Origin of the sequence: Nesterenkonia halobia (genome assembly GCF_039536005.1) — a bacterium.
Classification (GTDB): domain Bacteria; phylum Actinomycetota; class Actinomycetes; order Actinomycetales; family Micrococcaceae; genus Nesterenkonia; species Nesterenkonia halobia.
Genome location: NZ_BAAAYG010000003.1, coordinates 124,327 through 140,755, shown reverse-complemented (window position 1 = coordinate 140,755; position 16,429 = coordinate 124,327). Strand labels below are relative to the sequence as shown.

The following is a 16,429-nucleotide window of genomic DNA, read 5'->3' as shown; positions in this document are numbered from 1 at the left end:
CGCCGCCCGGTTCCACCTGGCGCGAACGTCGTCGCGGCTCAGGTGCTGATCCCCGGAGCGGCTAGTACCGTTGTCCTTCAGGTACATCCCTGCGCGTCTGACGGAGCTGCATGAACTTCAAGAAGATTGTCACCGGTCCGCTGTTCTGGATCCTGCTGGCAGTGGCCGCCCTGCTGCTCGTCGTGCCCATGCTCTTCTCCACGGGCCAGTCCGGTCCGCGTGTGGACACCGACGTGGGGATGCAGCTGATCGCCGACGGCGAGGTCGAGGAGGCTCAGGTCGACGACGCCGACCATCGCGTCGACCTGCATCTGAAGGAGCCCTATACCCAGGACGGCGAGGAGCTGGGCGAGAACGTCCACTTCACCTACTCCGAGGCGCGCGCCGAGTCGGTGGTCCAGGCGATCGCCGACGCCGACATGGAGGGCTACACCGACCAGCCGGAGCAGTCGAACTGGTTCATGAACCTGCTGGGCTTCATGATCCCCTTCCTGCTCATCGCGCTGCTGTTCATCTTCCTGATCAGCCGCATGTCCGGCGGCAACTCCAAGGTCATGCAGTTCGGCCGCTCCAAGGCGCGGAAGTTCGACAAGGACATGCCGGACGTGACCTTCGGCAACGTCGCCGGCGCCGACGAGGCTGTCGAGGAGCTCCACGAGATCAAGGAGTTCCTCGCCGAGCCGCAGAAGTTCCAGCGGCTGGGCGCGAAGATCCCCAAGGGCGTGATGCTCTACGGCCCGCCCGGCACCGGCAAGACGCTGCTGGCCAAGGCGGTGGCCGGCGAGGCCGGCGGCGCCTTCTACTCGATCTCCGGATCCGACTTCGTCGAGATGTTCGTCGGCGTCGGCGCCTCGCGTGTGCGCGACCTGTTCAAGCAGGCCAAGGAGAACGCCCCGGCGATCATCTTCGTCGACGAGATCGACGCCGTCGGCCGCCAGCGCGGCGCCGGCGTCGGCGGCGGCAACGACGAGCGCGAGCAGACGCTGAACCAGCTGCTGGTGGAGATGGACGGCTTCCAGTCGGAGGCGAACATCATCGTCATCGCCGCCACCAACCGGCCCGACGTGCTGGACCCGGCGCTGCTGCGTCCGGGCCGCTTCGACCGGCAGATCCCGGTGGAGGCCCCCGACTTCGCCGGCCGCCGCGAGATCCTGCGCGTCCACGGCGAGGGCAAGCCCATGGTCGAGGACCTGGACCTGGACTCGATCGCGCGCAAGACCCCGGGCTACACCGGTGCCGACCTGGCCAACGTGCTCAACGAGGCCGCGCTGCTGACCGCCCGCTCCAACGCTGACCTGATCGACGACCGCGCCGTCGACGAGGCCATCGACCGCGTGATGGCCGGCCCGCAGAAGCGCACTCGGCTGATGAAGGACCACGAGCGCCGGGTGACCGCCTACCACGAGGGCGGCCACGCGCTGGTCGCCGCGGCGATGAACTACTCGGCGCCGGTCACCAAGATCACCATCCTGCCGCGCGGCCGCGCGCTGGGCTACACGATGGTCATCCCCGAGGACGACAAGTACTCGACCACCCGCAACGAGCTGCTCGACCAGATCGCCTACGCGATGGGCGGCCGCGTGGCCGAGGAGATCATCTTCCACGACCCCTCCACCGGGGCGGCCAACGACATCCAGAAGGCCACCGAGATCGCCCGGAAGATGGTCACCGAGTACGGCATGAGCTCGAAGGTCGGCTCGGTGAAGCTCGGCTCCGAGGACTCCAGCCCCTTCCTGGGCAAGGAGATGGCCTCCGGCCGCGAATACTCCGAGGAGACGGCCTCCGTGGTCGACGCCGAGGTCCGCGGCCTCATCGAGGAGGCCCATGACGAGGCCTACCAGGCGGTGGTGGACAACAAGCACGTCCTCGAGCGGCTGGCCGAAGAACTGCTGCGCGTCGAGACGCTGAACGCCCACGAGGTCGCCGAGATCTTCTCCGACGTGGTCAAGCGGCCCCGCCGCGAGATCTGGGAGTCCTCCGCGGAGCGGCCGATCATCGTCCGTTCCACCACGCAGCCCGACGCCGCGGATCCCGACGACGGCGAGTTCATCGGCGCCGAGCCCGGGGAGGCGGCCGGCCCGGCCGGCGACGCGGGCGTCGACGCCGATCAGAAGGCCGTGCGCGACGCCGGCTCGTCCGAAGGGGAGGGCCGATGAGCCAGGTCGATCTGCCGCGCATCGAGGCCGCGATCACCGAGATCCTGGTGGCCGTCGGCGAGGACCCGGGGCGGGAGGGCCTGAAGGACACCCCCGCCCGCGTGGCCCGCGCCTATGAGGAGGCCTTCCGGGGTCTGCACGAGGACCCGGCCGAGCTGCTGGAGACCACCTTCGACATCGGCCATGAAGAGCTGGTGCTCGTCCGCGACGTGCCGTTCTACTCGATGTGCGAGCACCACCTGGTGCCGTTCTTCGGGCGGGCGCACATCGGCTACATCCCCGCCGAGGGGCGGGTCACCGGGCTGAGCAAGCTCGCCCGGCTGGTGGAGATCTACGCCAAGCGCCCGCAGGTGCAGGAGGTGCTGACCACCCAGGTGGTCGACGCGCTGGTCGAGCATCTGGACCCGACCGGGGCGATCGTCGTCGTCGAGGCCGAGCACCTGTGCATGTCGATGCGCGGCGTCTCGAAGCCGGGCGCGAAGACGATCACCTCGGCGGTCCGTGGGCAGCTGCGCGACGCCGCGACGCGCTCCGAGGCGATGAGCCTCATCCTGCACAGCAGCCAGTGATCCTCCGGAGCATCCCATGATCGTCCAGCAGCGCACCCGGGTGATGGCCATCCTCAACGTCACCCCGGACTCCTTCTCCGACGGCGGTCGTTTCGTCGACGCCGCGGACGACGGCGGCGACCGCCCCGCCGCACCGGCCGGGACCGACCACGACGCCGCCGTGCGCCGCGGTCTGGCTCTGCACGCGGCGGGAGCCGACATCGTCGACGTCGGCGGCGAATCCACCCGCCCCGGCGCGGAGCTGCTGGAGCCTGAGATCGAGCAGGAGCGCATCCTGCCGGTGGTCGAGCAGCTGGCCGCGGCGGCGGTTTCGCTGTCCGTCGACACCCGGCACGCCGCCACCGCCGCCGCGGCGATCGACGCCGCCCGCCGCGGACGCCGCGCCGCGGGTCTCGACGGCGTGATCACCCCGGAGCGACTGGTGATCAACGACGTGTCCGGACTGCTCACCGAGGCGGAGATGCCCGCCGTGATCGCCGCATCCGGCGCGGGCATCGTGGTCATGCACAACCGCGGCGACGCGCAGACCATGCAGGAGCGCGCCGACTACGTCGACGTCGTCGCCGACGTCCGCGCCGAGCTGGCCGAGATCGTCGGCCGCCATCGCGCCGCCGGCGTGGCCGACGAGCAGATCATCGTCGACCCGGGCGTGGGCTTCGCCAAGACCGAGGAGCAGAACTGGGCGGTGCTGCGCGCCCTGCCGCAGCTCATCGCCGAGTCGGCGCATCCGGTGCTGCTGGGCGCCTCCCGCAAGGGCTTCCTGGGGGCGGTGCTGGCCGATGCCGACGGGACCCGCCGCCCGGCCGAGGGCCGGGACGTCGCCACTGCGGCGCTGACCACGCTGGCCGCCGACGCCGGCGCCTGGGCGGTGCGGGTGCACGAGGTCGAGCCCCATCGCGACGCGGTCCGCGTCGTCGAGGCGCTGCACTCCTGCTGACCCGCCGCATGACGGCCGGGCGGCTTCAGGATCGCGGCGGAATGGGGGAAGCTGGAGGCATGCGCAGCGACAGGATCCGCCTCACCGGCATCGCCGCCGTCGGCCACCACGGGGTCCTCGCCCACGAGACCCGCGACGGCCAGCCCTTCCGCGTCGACGCCGAGCTGCATGTCGACCTGCGCGCGGCCGGCCGCAGCGACGAGCTGGCCGACACCGTCGACTATTCGGCCGTCGCCGAGCGGATCGAGGCGCTGATCGCCGGCGAGCCGCTGGCGCTGATCGAGACGCTGGCCCATCGGCTGGCCGGCGCGGTGCTGGCCGTCGACCGCCGGATCGCCCGCGTCGAGATCACCGTGCACAAGCCCGAGGCCCCGCTGACCCAGCGCTTCGACGACGTCGCCGTGGTGGTCTCGCGGGACCGCGCCGACGTCGGCCTGAGCGCGGCCGCAGGGCCGGACGACGTCACCGGGACCGACGAGTCCGGTGCGGCCGACCAGACCGCCCGTGCCGGCGGCGCCACCGGCTCGGCGCCGGCCGACGCCGTGCTGCGCGACCCCGACCTGCCGGCCTCCTTCGCCGTCGACGCCGTGCTCGCGCTGGGCTCGAACCTCGGCGACTCCGGCGCGACGCTGGCGGCCGCCGTCGACGCGCTGGCCGCCGCCGAGGGCGTCGAGGTCGCCGCCGCCTCCCCGCGGGCCCGCACCCGCCCCGTCGGCGGACCCGAGGGTCAGCCGGACTTCCTCAACCAGGTCGTCGCGGTGACCACCACGCTCTCGCCGCACGGGCTGCTCGACGTCGCCCAGCGGATCGAGGCCGAGCATCACCGCACCCGCGAGGTCCGCTGGGGCCCGCGCACCCTCGACGTCGACGTCATCACCTACGCCGGCGCGCACATCGACTCGCCGCGGCTGCAGGTCCCGCACCCGCGGGCGCATGAGCGTGCATTCGTGCTGCGCCCCTGGTCCTGGCTGGATCCCGTCGCGCTGCTCGACGGCGTGCCGGTCCGCGAGCTCGCCGCCGCGGCGGCCGACGACGACGGCGTGGAGCGGCTCGACGACGCCGGTCACGCCGACGACGCCGGCGGCGGCCCGGCCGGCGGGAGAGGCCGGTCCTCGTGACCCGCCTGCGCCCGCTCTGGCTGCTGGTCATCGCCGTCGTCGCGGCGGCCTCGGCGCTGCCGACCACCGCCGTGCTGGCCGGCCGCGGCGTCAGCTCACCGGCGCTGCCGCCGTCGTCGCTCATCACCCTCGGCGGCGTCGGCTGCGTGGTGCTGGGTCTGGGGATCGCCGTCCGACGCGACCAGCGGCGCCTCGAGCAGGAGGCCGAGCGCCGCCGCCGGGCCGAGCGCGAGCACCCCGAGACCCCGCCGCGGCGCGGGGAGGACGCGCCGCGGCCGAGCCGGACGGTGCATCCGCTCGACGCCGTCCGCGTCGTCGCCGCCGGTCAGGCCTGTGCCTACGCGGGGGCGCTGATCGCCGGCTGGCACGTCGGCGTCGCCACCTACCTGGGGATGACGGCCGGACTCGGAGCCCCGCGGGTGAGTTCATCCCTGATGCTGATCATCGGCGGGATGATCTGGGTCATCATAGGGTTCGTGGTGGAGCAGCTCTGCCGGATCCCGCCGGACCGGGGCTCCGCCGCCGCAGCGAGCGCCGACGGGACGGACGAGGGGCCCGACGGCTCCAGACCAGAGGAGGGGTATGCCCGCGGAACCCATTGACCCGGCCGGTGTGACCTGGACCCGGGTCGACGAGCGATACATCACCGTCCGGCTGCTCACCGCGGCGGTCGGCTGGGCGATCACGCTGCTGATCGTGCTGACGCCGGTGGTGCTGGACCTCCTCGGGGTGATCAGCGTGCCCACCTGGCTGGAGGTCACCGTGCTGGCGGTGCTGGTGGTCTGGATGGTCGCCGACCTGCTGCTCATCCCGCGCCGCGTGCGGGCCATCGGCTACCACGAGCGCGACGACGACCTGCTCATCCGCCGCGGGCTGCTCTTCCAGCGCGTGGTCGCCGTCCCCTACGGACGGCTGCAGTACGTCGACATCGAATCCGGCCCGATCATGCGGCACTTCCAGCTCTGCACTGTGGAGCTCAAGACCGCCTCGGCCGGCACCGACGCGACGATCCCGGGCCCGCACCGCGACGAGGGCGCCCGCCTGCGCGAGGAGCTCCCCGCCCGCGGCCAGGCGCGCCTGGCGGGTCTGTGAGGGCCCGGCGATGAGTCAGCACTCCGACCCTTCTCCGCATTCCGAGACTCCGGAGCACGCCGCGGCGGCGGAGAGCTCGACCGCGGGCGAGCCGTGGTTCGACAGCACCTGGACCAGAGTCCATCCGCTCAGCCCGGTGGTGCGCGGCTGGCTGGCCCTGGTGGCGATCCCCTTCATCGCCCTCTCCTCGAACTGGGAGACGATCACCGACCTCTGGGAGGCGCTGCGCTCCGGCGAGCTCACCGAGGCCGCCGATCGCCATCCGATGATCGCCCTGGCCGTCGTCGGCGGCGTGCTGCTGCTGATCCTGCTCATCTTCGGCGGCTTCGCGCTGTCCTGGTGGTTCACCCGGTACAAGATCACCGACGAGCACGTGATGGTGAAGTCCGGCATCTTCGTCCGCCAGCATCGTCAGGCGCGCATCGACCGGGTGCAGGCCGTCGACCTGCGCCAGCCGCTGCTCGCGCGCCTGACCGGGCTGGCCGAGCTGAAGTTCGAAGTCGCCGAGGGCGACGGCACCGCGGCGACGCTGGCATTCCTCACCCGCTCCGCGGCCGAGCAGATGCGCACTGAGATCATGGACCGCGCCTCCGGCCGGACGACGGCGCGCGACCGGCCCGCCGGACCGGCCGCCGAATGGTCCGACGACGCCGAGCAGTCCGGCGACGCCGACGCCGGCGGCCGGTCGACGGCGGGGGAGCCCGGCGCCGGCGCGCCGGACGCCTCCGCGGACGCCGGGTCCGGCTCGGCGGCGCCGCAGGAGCTCCCGGAGGTCGAGGACCGGCAGATCGTCCAGGTGCCCACCGGTCGGCTCATCGGCTCGGTGCTCACCGGCTGGGGGACGGTCCTGCTGCTGATCCTGATCCTCGCCGGCGGCGTCTTCGGCGCGGTCGGTCTGGTCACTGCTCTGGTGCTCGGCCTCGACGACGTGCGCGGCCAGATCGGCGCGTCCCTCGGCGTCCTCGGGGCCGGGGTCCTCCCCGCGGCCATCCCGATGGCCATCGCGGTGGCCACCACCTATTACCAGCAGTTCAGCACCGGCTTCCGCTTCACCGCCACGATGACCTCCGCCGGGCTGAAGCTGCGCTACGGGCTGCTGGAGACCACCACGCAGACGGTGCCGCCGGGCCGGGTGCAGGCGATCCAGATCCACCGGCCGCTGCTCTGGCGGCCCTTCGGCTGGGCCCGGATCATGGTCGTCGTCGCCGGCTACGGATCCGGAGAGCAGCGGTCGGTGCTGCTGCCGGTGGGCACCCGCGACGACGTGCTGGCCGTGGTCGCCGAGATGTTCCCCGATCTGCAGGTCGCCGATCCGGCCGCGCTGATCGACGAGGGCCTCACCGGCGTCGGCGACGACGGCGCGTTCACCGCCGGACCTCCCGCGGCACGCTGGCTGGATCCGGTCGTGCGGCGCCGGCGCGGCGGGACGGCCACGCCTGCGGCTCTGCTGGCCCGCGACGGGCGGCTGGCCCGACGACTGACCCTGGTCCCGCACGAGCGGATCCAGTCGCTGAGCATCCAGCAGGGTCCGGTGCAGCGGCTCGCCGGCCTGGCCACGCTGCGGCTGCACTCGCCGGCCGGCCCGTTCCAGGCACGGCTGGAGAACCAGCGGCTCGACGACGTCCACGGCTTCTTCGAGCACGAGTCCCGGCAGGCCGCCGTCGCGCGCCGGCTCCGTGACCGCGAGCAGTGGATGGGGCCCGATGAGCTGCACGAGTTCGAGAAGATGGTGCGGCAGGACTCAGCCGTCTGAGGCGCAGCCCGTGCCGTCCCGGGTCCCGCGTCCCGCGCGGCCGCCCCGCTCCGTCCCCGTCCCCTCCCAGGAGGTCCGAGACCCCCATGCATGCCCAGCCCCATCCGGACCAGGCCGACCCGTCGCGACGCGAGGGCCGGCTCGGCGTCGGCGTCATCTCCGCCGGGAAGGTCGGCGCCGTGCTCGGCGCGGCGCTGCGCGCGGCCGGCCACCAGGTGGTCGGCGTCCACGCCGTCTCCGAGGATTCCCGGACCCGCGCGGAGTCGCTGCTCGACGACGTCCCGATCCTCGAGATCCCGGAGATCCTGCGACGCAGCGAGCTGGTGCTGCTGGCGGTGCCCGACGACGTGCTCTCCGACGTCGTCGCCGGCGCCGTCGACGCCGGCCACATCCAGACCGGCCAGCTGCTGGTGCACACCTCGGGCCGCTGGGGCACCGAGGTGCTGGCCCCGGCCGCGCAGTCCGGCGCGATCGGGCTGGCGATCCACCCGGCGATGACCTTCACCGGGCTGAGCATGGATCTGCAGCGGCTGAGCGCCTGCGCCTTCGCCGTCACCGCCCCGGCGCCGGTGCTGCCCATCGCCCAGGCGCTGGCCGTGGAGATGGGCGGCGAGCCGGTCGTCGTCGCCGAGGGCGACCGCGGCACGTACCACGCGGCGTTGACGCATGCGGCGAACCACCTGAACACCATCACCGGGCAGGCCGCCGAGATGCTCTCGGGCATCGGCGTCGAGCGCCCCGACCGCGTGCTGGGACCGCTGATGCAGGCCTCGCTGGACAATGCGCTCTCCTCCGGCGAGGGCGCGCTGACCGGCCCGGTGGCCCGCGGCGACGTCGGCACGGTGACCGAGCACATCCGGCTGCTGGAGGCCTCCGAGCTGCCCGAGGACGTGCGCACCGCCTATGTCTCCATGGCCCGGGCGACTGCGCAGCGCGCCGCGGCGCGCGGGCTGCTGTCCGAGGAGCGCGCCGCCGCGATCCTCCGGGCGCTGGACGGCGAGCAGGCCTGAGCGCCCCGGCTCGTCATAGGATCACCGCGTGAGCACTCCAGAGGTTCTGACCACCGTCGCCGGCTTCCGCGCCGCGCTCGCCGCGGCCGTCTCCGTCCGGGAGGCGGCGGACTCCGGGGACGGCCCCGACTCCGGCTCCGGCCCCGACGCCGGCGCCGCATCCGCCGCCCCGACCGTCGCGCTGGTGCCCACGATGGGCGCGCTGCACGACGGGCACGCCGCCCTGCTCGACGCCGCCCGGGAGTCCGCCGACATCGTCGTCGCCTCGCTCTTCGTCAATCCGCTGCAGTTCGACGACGAGGACGACTACCGCCGCTACCCGCGGACGCTTCAGGCCGACGTCGCGCTGCTCGGCGAGCACGGCGTCGACCTGGTCTTCGCCCCGGAGGTCGAGGAGATGTATCCCGGCTACCCGGACGCGCCGCTGATCCGCGTCACCGCCGGCGAGCTCGGCGGCCGCTTCGAGGGCGCCTCCCGCCCCGGACACTTCGACGGCGTGGTCACCGTGGTCACCAAGCTGTTCAGCATCGTCGCCCCGCCCGCGCCGGGGCGGCTGACCGCCTGGTTCGGCGCCAAGGACGCCGAACAGCTGGCGATCATCCGGCGGCTCGTCCTCGACCTGAGCCTCGCCGTCGACGTCCGGGCGGTGCCGGTGGTCCGCGACGCCGACGGCCTCGCCCTCTCCAGCCGGAATCAGCGGCTGTCCGCCGAGGACCGGCCGGCGGCGCTGCGGCTCTCGGCGGCGCTGCGCACGCTCGCCGAGCGGGCGGCGGCCGGCGAGCCGCTCGCCGTCGCCGCGGTGCGCCGCGAGCTGGCCGCCGCCGCGGGAGTGGAGCCGGACTATCTGGAGGTCGTCGACCCGACGACGCTGCGCCCGCTGGAGCTCTCCGCGCCGGACGGCGATGGGAGCGACGGCGCGGGCGACGGCGTGCTGGACCGCGAGGCGCTGGCGCTGGTCGCCGCGCACGTCGGCCCGGTGCGGCTGATCGATACGATGACGCTGCGGCCTGCGCCCGGCGCGGCGGCCGCGGTCGACGAGTAGGATCGTCTCCACATGTGAAAGACATGATGAAGAACACCCCGCGCAGCACTGCGCGCCCCCGCTGAGCCCCTCCCGAGAGCAAGGAGCCGGACGTGACCGACACCGCCTCCGCCGACACGGCGAGCACCCCCTTCCCGCACCGCGCCCCCGAGGTCCGTCCGCAGGACGACCTGCAGCGCCACGTCAACGGCGGATGGCTGAAGACTGCGGAGATCCCCGCGGACCTGGACGCCTACGGCTCCTTCCTGGAGCTGCGCGACAAGTCCGAGGCCGATGTGCGCGCCATCCTCGAGGAGGCCGCCGCCGGCACCACGGGCGACGCGGAGGGCGCGGAGCTCGCCGACGCCGCCGACGCCGAGGAGACGGCGGCGATCCGGGCGCGCATCGGCGACTTCTACGCCGCCTTCATGGACGCCGAGGCCGCCGAGCGGCGGGGACTGGACCCGATCGCCGACATGCTCGCCGAGCTCCAGGCCGTCGCGACGCCGGCGGAGCTGGTGCGCCTCTCGGCGAGCTGGCAGCGGTTCGGCGTCGACGGGCTCTTCGCCGCCGGTGCGCTGCGCGACGCCGGCGACCCCGCCCGGATGCTCTGGCACGTCATGCAGGACGGCCTCGGACTGCCCGACGAGTCCTACTACCGCGACGAGTCCTTCGCCGAGATCCTGACGCAGTACCGCGAGCACCTGGGGCGCCTCCTGGCGCTCTCCGGCGTCCGGGACGCCGAGCAGGCCGCCGCCGACGTCGTCGCGCTGGAGACGGAGATCGCCTCCCACCACTGGGACCGGGTGACCACCCGGGACGCGCAGAAGCGCTACAACCTGCGCAGCCGCGAGGAGGCGGTGGAGGCGATGCCGCTGCTGGCCGAGGCGCTCGACGGCTGGGGCCTGGACGCGGAGAAGACCGCCGAGCTGGTGCTCGCCCAGCCCGACGTGCTCGATGCGATGCAGACCGCGCTGACCGAGCAGCCGCTGGCGCACTGGAAGCTCTGGCTGCGCGCCCAGCTGCTGCGCTGGGCCGCCCCGCTGCTGCACTCCGCGATGGTCGAGGAGCACTTCTCCTTCTACGCGCAGGTGCTCTCCGGCGCCCAGCAGCTCAAGGAGCGCTGGAAGCGCGGCGTCGCGCTGACCAACGCGCATCTGGGCGAGGACGTCGCCCGGCTCTACGTCGCCCGGCACTACCCGGCCGAGTCGAAGGTGGCGATGGACGAGCTCATCGACGCGCTGGTCGCCGCCTACCGCCGCTCGATCTCCACGCTGGAGTGGATGGGCGAGGAGACCCGGCAGAAGGCGCTGGAGAAGCTGGGCACCTTCCGGCCGATGGTCGGCCGGCCGGAGCGCTGGATCGACTACGGCGACGTCGCCGTCGAGCCGGACGACGTCGTCGGCAACGTCCGTCGGGCCGCGGCCGCAGAGTGGGACCGCGACGCGGCGAAGATCGTCGACGGCCCGGACCCCGACGAGTGGCACATGACGCCGCAGACGGTGAACGCCTACTACCACCCGATGGAGAACGTGATCTGCTTCCCGGCGGCGATCCTGCAGCCGCCGTTCTTCGACCCGCAGCGGCCGATGGCGGCGAACTTCGGGGCGATCGGCGCGGTGATCGGCCATGAGATCGGCCACGGCTTCGACGACCAGGGCTCGCGCTACGGCGCCGACGGCTCGCTGACCGACTGGTGGACCGAGGGCGACCGCGAGGCCTTCGAGCAGCGCACCGCCGCGCTGGTCGAGCAGTACTCCGCGCTCTCACCGTCGGCCGCGCCGGAGCACACCGTCAACGGCGAGCTGACCCTCGGCGAGAACATCGGCGACCTCGGCGGGCTGGGCATCGCGCACCAGGCGTACCGGCTGTGGCGCGAGGAGCTGGCCGACGCCGAGCGCGCCGCCCAGGAGGGCCGGCGGCTGGTCGCCGGCGCCGAGGCGGTGCCGGAGCCGGCCGACGGCGAGGAGTCGCGGATCGCCGACCAGCTGTTCTTCTTCTCCTGGGCCCAGGCCTGGCGGAACCTCACCCGGCCGGAGCGGGCGGTGACGCTGATCAGCATCGACCCGCACTCTCCGGCCGAGATCCGCGCGAACCAGGTGCCGAAGAACCTCGACGCCTTCCACGAGGCCTTCGGCACGACCGCCGGCGACGGGATGCATCTGCCCGCCGAGGAGCGCGTCGCGATCTGGTGAGCCGCACCCCTCCGGCGGGCCCGGTCGGTCAGGGCCGCGCGGCGGCGCCCTGCACGGCCGAGCTGCCGAGGTCGCCGCGCGGAAGGGTCTGCCGACCCTCCAGTGCGGCGGCCCAGGCGTCGGCGTCGGCGACGGCGGCCCAGTTCGACTGCAGCAGCACCATCAGCGTCTCGTGGACCTGCTGGGCCGAGACGGCGCCGGCGTCGTTGGCCAGATGGATCGCGCCGGTGGCGTCGGAGAGGACCTCGACGCTCAGCCCCAGCGGCTCGGCGGCCGCGGCGGTGGCGAGCACGCAGTTGTTGGTCATGTAGCCGACCAGGGTGATCGTGTCGATCTGCTGATCGCGCAGCCACGCGGTCACGCCGTCGGCGGTGAACACGCTGCCCAGCGACTTGGTCACATGCTTCTGCGCGTCGTCGACGCGGCGGGCCACCTCCGGGTGGAGCTGCCAGCCCTCGGAGCCGCGGGCGAAGACCGGGGACCCCTCGGGGAGCTCGTGCTGGACGGTGAGCACCGGCAGGTCGGCGTCGCGGGCGTGGTCCATCACCCGGACGATGGTCGCCAGCGAGGCGTCGCGGGGCGGGTGGTGGACCGCCAGCGGGCCCTGGAAATACTCGTTCTGCGCGTCGATGACGATGACGGCGCGGCGCGGGGTGCTCATGGGATTCCTCCTGGATCGCGTCCGGTGTGCGTCGCGGCCGCCCGGGCGGCCGCTCCCCTCCAGGATCGTCGGCTCGAGGCGGTAGCGTGAGTGGCAGACAGGCACCCCTTCGATGAGATCAGGACATCCATGCGCATCGCCGTCCGCGCCTTCGACGGGATCACGACGTTCCACCTCTCCGCGCCGCTGCTGACCTTCGGCGAGGTCGGTCGCCAGGGGCTGGACGAAGACTGGTCCTGCACGGTCTTCAGCGCCGATGGTTCGCCTGTGCGGTCCGCTGAGGGGGTGCTCCTCGACGGGCTCGTCGACCCCGGGATCGTCGAGGCCGCCGACATGCTGATCCTGCCTTCCTGGCCGACGGACCTGCCGGAGCCGGAGGAGTGGATGCTCGCGGAGATCCGAGCCGCCCACGCGCGGGGTGCGACCGTCGTGGGACTCTGTCTCGGCGCCTTCCCCGTGGCGGCCTCCGGGGTCCTGGACGGTCGGACGGCGGCGACCCATTGGGCGGCCGCGGATCGCTTCGCCGAGGAGTTCCCGGCGGTCGACGTGCGGGACGACGCCCTCTACGTCGATCACGGTGATGTGCTGACATCGGCCGGCACGGCCTCGGCCCTGGACGCCTGCCTGCACCTGGTCCGGGAGCGTCTGGGCGCGGCGGCGGCGTCGACGGTCGCGCGGCACCTGGTCATCGCCCCGCACCGCGACGGCGATCAGGCCCAGTACATCCACCGGCCGATTCCTGCGCCCGGCGACGGGCCGATCGGCCGCACGGCGAGCTGGGCGCTGGCACACCTCGACGAGGATCTGTCCGTGGAGGAGCTCGCCGCGCGATCACGCATGAGTCCGCGGCAGTTCAGCCGGCGGTTCCGGCAGGAAGTGGGGGCCAGCCCCGCCCGCTGGGTGCTCGCCCGCCGGCTCGACGAGGCATGCCGGCTGCTGGAGGTCACCGACTGGAGCGTCGAGCGCGTCGCGCGGACCTGCGGATTCGCCAGCGCGGTGACCTTCCGGCAGAACTTCGTGGCCCGCTGTTCGACGACGCCGACGTCTTACCGTCGGCGCTTCGCCGGCCTCATCGACGGGCCGTAGAATGGGCTCCTGTGAGTGCTCAGAACCCCGCCCCCAGTGATCTCGACACCAACGACCAGCGCGCGGTCCGCATGGACAAGCGCGAGCGGCTGCTGGCCGCCGGCGTCGCGCCGTATCCGGTGACCGTGGAGCGGACCAGCTCGCTGGCGGCGGTGCGCGAGCGCTTCGACGCCGAGGAGCTCGGCCCCGACGCCTCCACCGGCGAGACCGTCTCGGTCACCGGGCGGGTGATCTTCGGGCGGAACACCGGCAAGCTCTGCTTCGCCACGCTGCAGGAGGGCGGTCCCGAGGGGAGCGGCACCCGGCTGCAGGCGATGCTCTCGCTGGCCGCCGTGGGCGAGGAGGCGCTGGCCGAGTGGAAGCAGATGGTCGACCTCGGCGACCACGTGCAGGTCACCGGCGAGGTCATCACCTCCCGCCGCGGCGAGCTCTCGGTGATGGCCACCTCCTTCCAGGTCGCCTCCAAGGCGATCCGCCCGCTGCCGGTGCTGCATGCCGACCTCAACGAGGAGACCCGGGTCCGACAGCGCTATGCCGACCTGATCGTCCGCGACGACGCGCGACGGATGGTCTACCAGCGCGCGGCGATCACCCGGTCGATCCGCGACACGCTCCACGGCGACGGCTACGTGGAGGTCGAGACGCCGATGCTCAATCTCATCCACGGCGGTGCGCAGGCCCGTCCGTTCCGCACGCACCTGAACGCCTTCGATCAGGACATGACACTGCGCATCGCCACCGAGCTGTATCTGAAGCGCGCCGTCGTCGGCGGCGTCGACCGGGTCTTCGAGATCGGCCGGGTCTTCCGCAACGAAGGAGTGGACTCCACCCACTCGCCGGAGTTCACCACGCTGGAGTCCTATGAGGCCTGGTCGGACATGTACGGCATGGCCGACCGGATGCAGGAGATCATCCTGAACGCCGCCGACGCCGTGGGCTCCGGCCGGCAGCTCGAGACGGAGATGGGCACTGTCGACCTGGACGGCGAGTGGCGCTGGCTGGGGGTCTACCCCGGACTCTCCGAGGCTGTGGGCCGCGAGATCACGCCGGAGACAGACGCCGCGACCCTGCGCGAGGTCGCCGCCGAGCACGCGGTGAAGGTCGACCCGGCCTGGGACGCGCAGAAGCTGGTCATCGAGCTCTTCGGCGAGATCGTCGAGCCGACGCTGCTGCAGCCGACCTTCGTCTGCGACTACCCGCCGGCGGCCCAGCCGCTGGCCCGCGCCCACCGCTCGAAGCCCGGCGTCATCGAGGCCTGGGACCTGATCATCGCCGGCATGGAGCGCGGCACGGCCTTCTCCGAGCTGATCGACCCGGTCGTCCAGCGCGAGCGGCTGGTGGAGCAGGCCCGGCTGGCCGCCGGCGGCGACGACGAGGCCATGCAGCACGACGAGGACTTCCTCCGGGCGCTGGAGTACGGCGCCCCGCCCATGGGCGGCATCGGGCTGGGCATCGACCGGCTGGTCATGCTCTTCACCGGCGCCGGCATCCGCGAGACGATCCTCTTCCCGCTGCTCAAGCCCGAGAGCGCGGGGGAGTGAGGCAGGAGCCACGATGGACGACCTCTGGATCTACCTCAGCGTGCTGGCGCCGTCGGTCGGCGTCGGCCTGATCTTCTGGCTGGCCATGCGGGCGATCTTCCGCGCCGACCGGGGCGAGCGCGCCGCGGAGGCCGAAGTGCGGCGGGAGTCGCGCGACGAGGATTCCGCGCCGTCGTCGGATGATTCGGCGCGCTGACCTGGATCAGCTTCCCACGTCGGTTCTCGACGTTCAGTATTCACCCAGCTTCGCTGTTTCTCGGGCGGAAAACCAGGCGGTCAGCTGAGATCCCTTCAGTTGACGCAGAATGTAGTTTCTTGAAACACTGGCTTCATCCTGCCTTCGTGTCTTCCGGCGCGGAGGCACCAGCAGCGGGTGCCGCCGACGGAGGCCCGTCGTCCGCGGCGAGCCGCAGAGGGTGCCCGAATGACGTCGACTGCCACCGGGGGTCCGCCGCGGATCCCGTCGGGCAGGAATGGAGCAGTGAGGTGGCTATGGCCCAGAAGGTGGAGGTCGTGCTGGTCGATGACCTGGACGGCAGCGAGGCGAAGGAGACTGTGACCTTCGGTCTGGACTCCCGCTTCTACGAGATCGACCTCAGCGAGGAGCACGCGAAGGAACTGCGTGACCTGCTGAAGAAGTACATTCGCAAGGGGCGGGCCGTCGCGCCGCCGTCCCCGCAGAATGAGGCCAAGAAGATTCGCGAATGGGCGATCAAGAACGGCTATCAGGTCTCCAGCCGCGGCCGCCTGCATCGCGACATCGTCGAGGCCTACCGCAACGCGAAGAAGCGCTGAGCAGGCTCTCTTCCCGCGCCTGAGGGTGCTTCGACCGACTCGGCCCGGCCCGCATCCGCTGCGGGCCGGGCCGAGTCGTGTGTGCGGCCGATAGGCTGGTCCCATGTCCGGACCGCTGATCACCCCTGCCTCCGCCTGGCTGCTCGCCCTGATCGTCGGCGGGCTCGGCGCCGGCGCCGAGGCGCTGGCCGGCGGCTCGACCCTCGTCGGCGTCGTGCTGCCGCTGGCCTGCCTCGCCCTGGGGCTGTATCTGCACCAGGCGCCGGGTCAGCGCGAGAAGCTCGAGCGTCTCCCCGGCGGCGCCTGGGTGCTCGCCGCCGTGGTGGTGCTCGTGCTGGCCGGACTCGTCGCCCGCTGGGCGATGGGTCAGCCCGCCGCGGCCGCGCTGCTCAGCGCCGTCGCCCTGGGCGGGGTCGTGGTGCCGGTGGTGCTGACCACGCGCAGCGGCGCGGCCGGGGGAGACTCGGGAGAGGCCCCCCGCGGCCGCGGCTGAGT

16 protein-coding genes are annotated in these 16,429 nt (G+C 72.8%); 15 read left to right on the top strand and 1 reads right to left on the bottom strand.

Features of this window, described 5'->3' with window-relative positions; all coding sequences use genetic code 11:
* The first annotated feature begins 110 nt into the window (after window positions 1-110).
* From ftsH to ABD652_RS03430, 10 genes are all read left to right on the top strand, one after another.
* Complete coding sequence (gene ftsH / locus ABD652_RS03475; RefSeq protein WP_344718220.1) at window positions 111-2,156, top strand: ATP-dependent zinc metalloprotease FtsH; 2,046 nt, start codon at window positions 111-113, stop codon at window positions 2,154-2,156.
* A complete protein-coding gene (gene folE, locus ABD652_RS03470) occupies window positions 2,153-2,725 on the top strand; it encodes a GTP cyclohydrolase I FolE (RefSeq protein ID WP_344718218.1) in 573 nt (190 codons plus the stop codon). The genes ftsH and folE overlap by 4 nt, the downstream gene beginning before the upstream one ends.
* Window positions 2,726-2,741: 16 nt before the next feature.
* Window positions 2,742-3,662: a dihydropteroate synthase gene (folP, locus tag ABD652_RS03465; RefSeq protein ID WP_344718216.1), complete on the top strand. Its 921-nt coding sequence runs from the start codon at window positions 2,742-2,744 to the stop codon at window positions 3,660-3,662.
* A 59-nt stretch (window positions 3,663-3,721) separates the two neighbouring features.
* Window positions 3,722-4,780 carry a 2-amino-4-hydroxy-6-hydroxymethyldihydropteridine diphosphokinase gene (folK, locus tag ABD652_RS03460; RefSeq protein WP_344718214.1) on the top strand — a complete coding sequence of 353 codons (1,059 nt, stop codon included), beginning with the start codon at window positions 3,722-3,724 and terminating at the stop codon, window positions 4,778-4,780.
* Complete coding sequence (locus ABD652_RS03455) at window positions 4,777-5,382, top strand: DUF3180 domain-containing protein (protein ID WP_344718211.1); 606 nt, start codon at window positions 4,777-4,779, stop codon at window positions 5,380-5,382. The genes folK and ABD652_RS03455 overlap by 4 nt, the downstream gene beginning before the upstream one ends.
* The gene (locus ABD652_RS03450) at window positions 5,363-5,872 is read left to right on the top strand and encodes a PH domain-containing protein (RefSeq protein WP_344718209.1); all 510 of its coding nucleotides are present in this window, start codon (window positions 5,363-5,365) and stop codon (window positions 5,870-5,872) included. The genes ABD652_RS03455 and ABD652_RS03450 overlap by 20 nt, the downstream gene beginning before the upstream one ends.
* Window positions 5,873-5,882: 10 nt before the next feature.
* The gene (locus ABD652_RS03445) at window positions 5,883-7,625 is read left to right on the top strand and encodes a PH domain-containing protein (RefSeq protein WP_344718207.1); all 1,743 of its coding nucleotides are present in this window, start codon (window positions 5,883-5,885) and stop codon (window positions 7,623-7,625) included.
* A gap of 86 nt (window positions 7,626-7,711) precedes the next feature.
* Window positions 7,712-8,635 (top strand): Rossmann-like and DUF2520 domain-containing protein, encoded by a 924-nt coding sequence (locus ABD652_RS03440; RefSeq protein ID WP_344718205.1) that lies wholly within the window; start codon window positions 7,712-7,714, stop codon window positions 8,633-8,635.
* 28 nt (window positions 8,636-8,663) lie between these two features.
* Complete coding sequence (gene panC / locus ABD652_RS03435; protein WP_344718203.1) at window positions 8,664-9,677, top strand: pantoate--beta-alanine ligase; 1,014 nt, start codon at window positions 8,664-8,666, stop codon at window positions 9,675-9,677.
* Window positions 9,678-9,769: 92 nt separating this feature from the next.
* A complete protein-coding gene (locus tag ABD652_RS03430; RefSeq protein WP_344718200.1) occupies window positions 9,770-11,851 on the top strand; it encodes a M13 family metallopeptidase in 2,082 nt (693 codons plus the stop codon).
* 28 nt (window positions 11,852-11,879) lie between these two features.
* Here ABD652_RS03430 and ABD652_RS03425 read toward each other — a convergent pair whose 3' ends face one another.
* Complete coding sequence (locus tag ABD652_RS03425) at window positions 11,880-12,512, bottom strand: isochorismatase family protein (protein WP_344718198.1); 633 nt, start codon at window positions 12,510-12,512, stop codon at window positions 11,880-11,882.
* A gap of 129 nt (window positions 12,513-12,641) precedes the next feature.
* On the opposite strand from ABD652_RS03425, the gene ABD652_RS03420 reads away from it, so the two are divergent.
* The 5 genes from ABD652_RS03420 to ABD652_RS03400 all read left to right on the top strand — a co-directional run bounded on the left by ABD652_RS03420 (window position 12,642) and on the right by ABD652_RS03400 (window position 16,427).
* On the top strand, window positions 12,642-13,598 hold the full coding sequence (locus ABD652_RS03420; protein WP_344718196.1) for a GlxA family transcriptional regulator: 957 nt from the start codon (window positions 12,642-12,644) through the stop codon (window positions 13,596-13,598).
* Between the two features lie 11 nt (window positions 13,599-13,609).
* Window positions 13,610-15,139, top strand: coding sequence for a lysine--tRNA ligase (lysS, locus tag ABD652_RS03415; RefSeq protein ID WP_344718194.1), 1,530 nt, complete (start codon window positions 13,610-13,612; stop codon window positions 15,137-15,139).
* Window positions 15,140-15,152: 13 nt separating this feature from the next.
* The gene (locus tag ABD652_RS03410) at window positions 15,153-15,335 is read left to right on the top strand and encodes a hypothetical protein (RefSeq protein WP_344718192.1); all 183 of its coding nucleotides are present in this window, start codon (window positions 15,153-15,155) and stop codon (window positions 15,333-15,335) included.
* Window positions 15,336-15,631: 296 nt separating this feature from the next.
* Window positions 15,632-15,934, top strand: a complete 303-nt coding sequence (locus tag ABD652_RS03405; protein ID WP_344719031.1) for a histone-like nucleoid-structuring protein Lsr2 — start codon at window positions 15,632-15,634, stop codon at window positions 15,932-15,934.
* Between the two features lie 103 nt (window positions 15,935-16,037).
* Window positions 16,038-16,427 carry a hypothetical protein gene (locus ABD652_RS03400; RefSeq protein WP_344718190.1) on the top strand — a complete coding sequence of 130 codons (390 nt, stop codon included), beginning with the start codon at window positions 16,038-16,040 and terminating at the stop codon, window positions 16,425-16,427.
* Window positions 16,428-16,429: the final 2 nt, after the last annotated feature.

Excerpts from the sequence above, each read along its gene's own strand:
- ftsH (WP_344718220.1), top strand. The coding sequence starts at position 111 with ATGAACTTCAAGAAGATTGTCACCGGTCCGCTGTTCTGGATCCTGCTG.
- folE (WP_344718218.1), top strand. The coding sequence starts at position 2,153 with ATGAGCCAGGTCGATCTGCCGCGCATCGAGGCCGCGATCACCGAGATC.
- folP (WP_344718216.1), top strand. The coding sequence starts at position 2,742 with ATGATCGTCCAGCAGCGCACCCGGGTGATGGCCATCCTCAACGTCACC.
- folK (WP_344718214.1), top strand. The coding sequence starts at position 3,722 with ATGCGCAGCGACAGGATCCGCCTCACCGGCATCGCCGCCGTCGGCCAC.
- ABD652_RS03450 (WP_344718209.1), top strand. The coding sequence starts at position 5,363 with ATGCCCGCGGAACCCATTGACCCGGCCGGTGTGACCTGGACCCGGGTC.
- ABD652_RS03445 (WP_344718207.1), top strand. The coding sequence starts at position 5,883 with ATGAGTCAGCACTCCGACCCTTCTCCGCATTCCGAGACTCCGGAGCAC.
- ABD652_RS03440 (WP_344718205.1), top strand. The coding sequence starts at position 7,712 with ATGCATGCCCAGCCCCATCCGGACCAGGCCGACCCGTCGCGACGCGAG.
- ABD652_RS03425 (WP_344718198.1), bottom strand. The coding sequence starts at position 12,512 with ATGAGCACCCCGCGCCGCGCCGTCATCGTCATCGACGCGCAGAACGAG.
- ABD652_RS03420 (WP_344718196.1), top strand. The coding sequence starts at position 12,642 with ATGCGCATCGCCGTCCGCGCCTTCGACGGGATCACGACGTTCCACCTC.
- ABD652_RS03410 (WP_344718192.1), top strand. The coding sequence starts at position 15,153 with ATGGACGACCTCTGGATCTACCTCAGCGTGCTGGCGCCGTCGGTCGGC.
- ABD652_RS03405 (WP_344719031.1), top strand. The coding sequence starts at position 15,632 with ATGGCCCAGAAGGTGGAGGTCGTGCTGGTCGATGACCTGGACGGCAGC.
- ABD652_RS03400 (WP_344718190.1), top strand. The coding sequence starts at position 16,038 with ATGTCCGGACCGCTGATCACCCCTGCCTCCGCCTGGCTGCTCGCCCTG.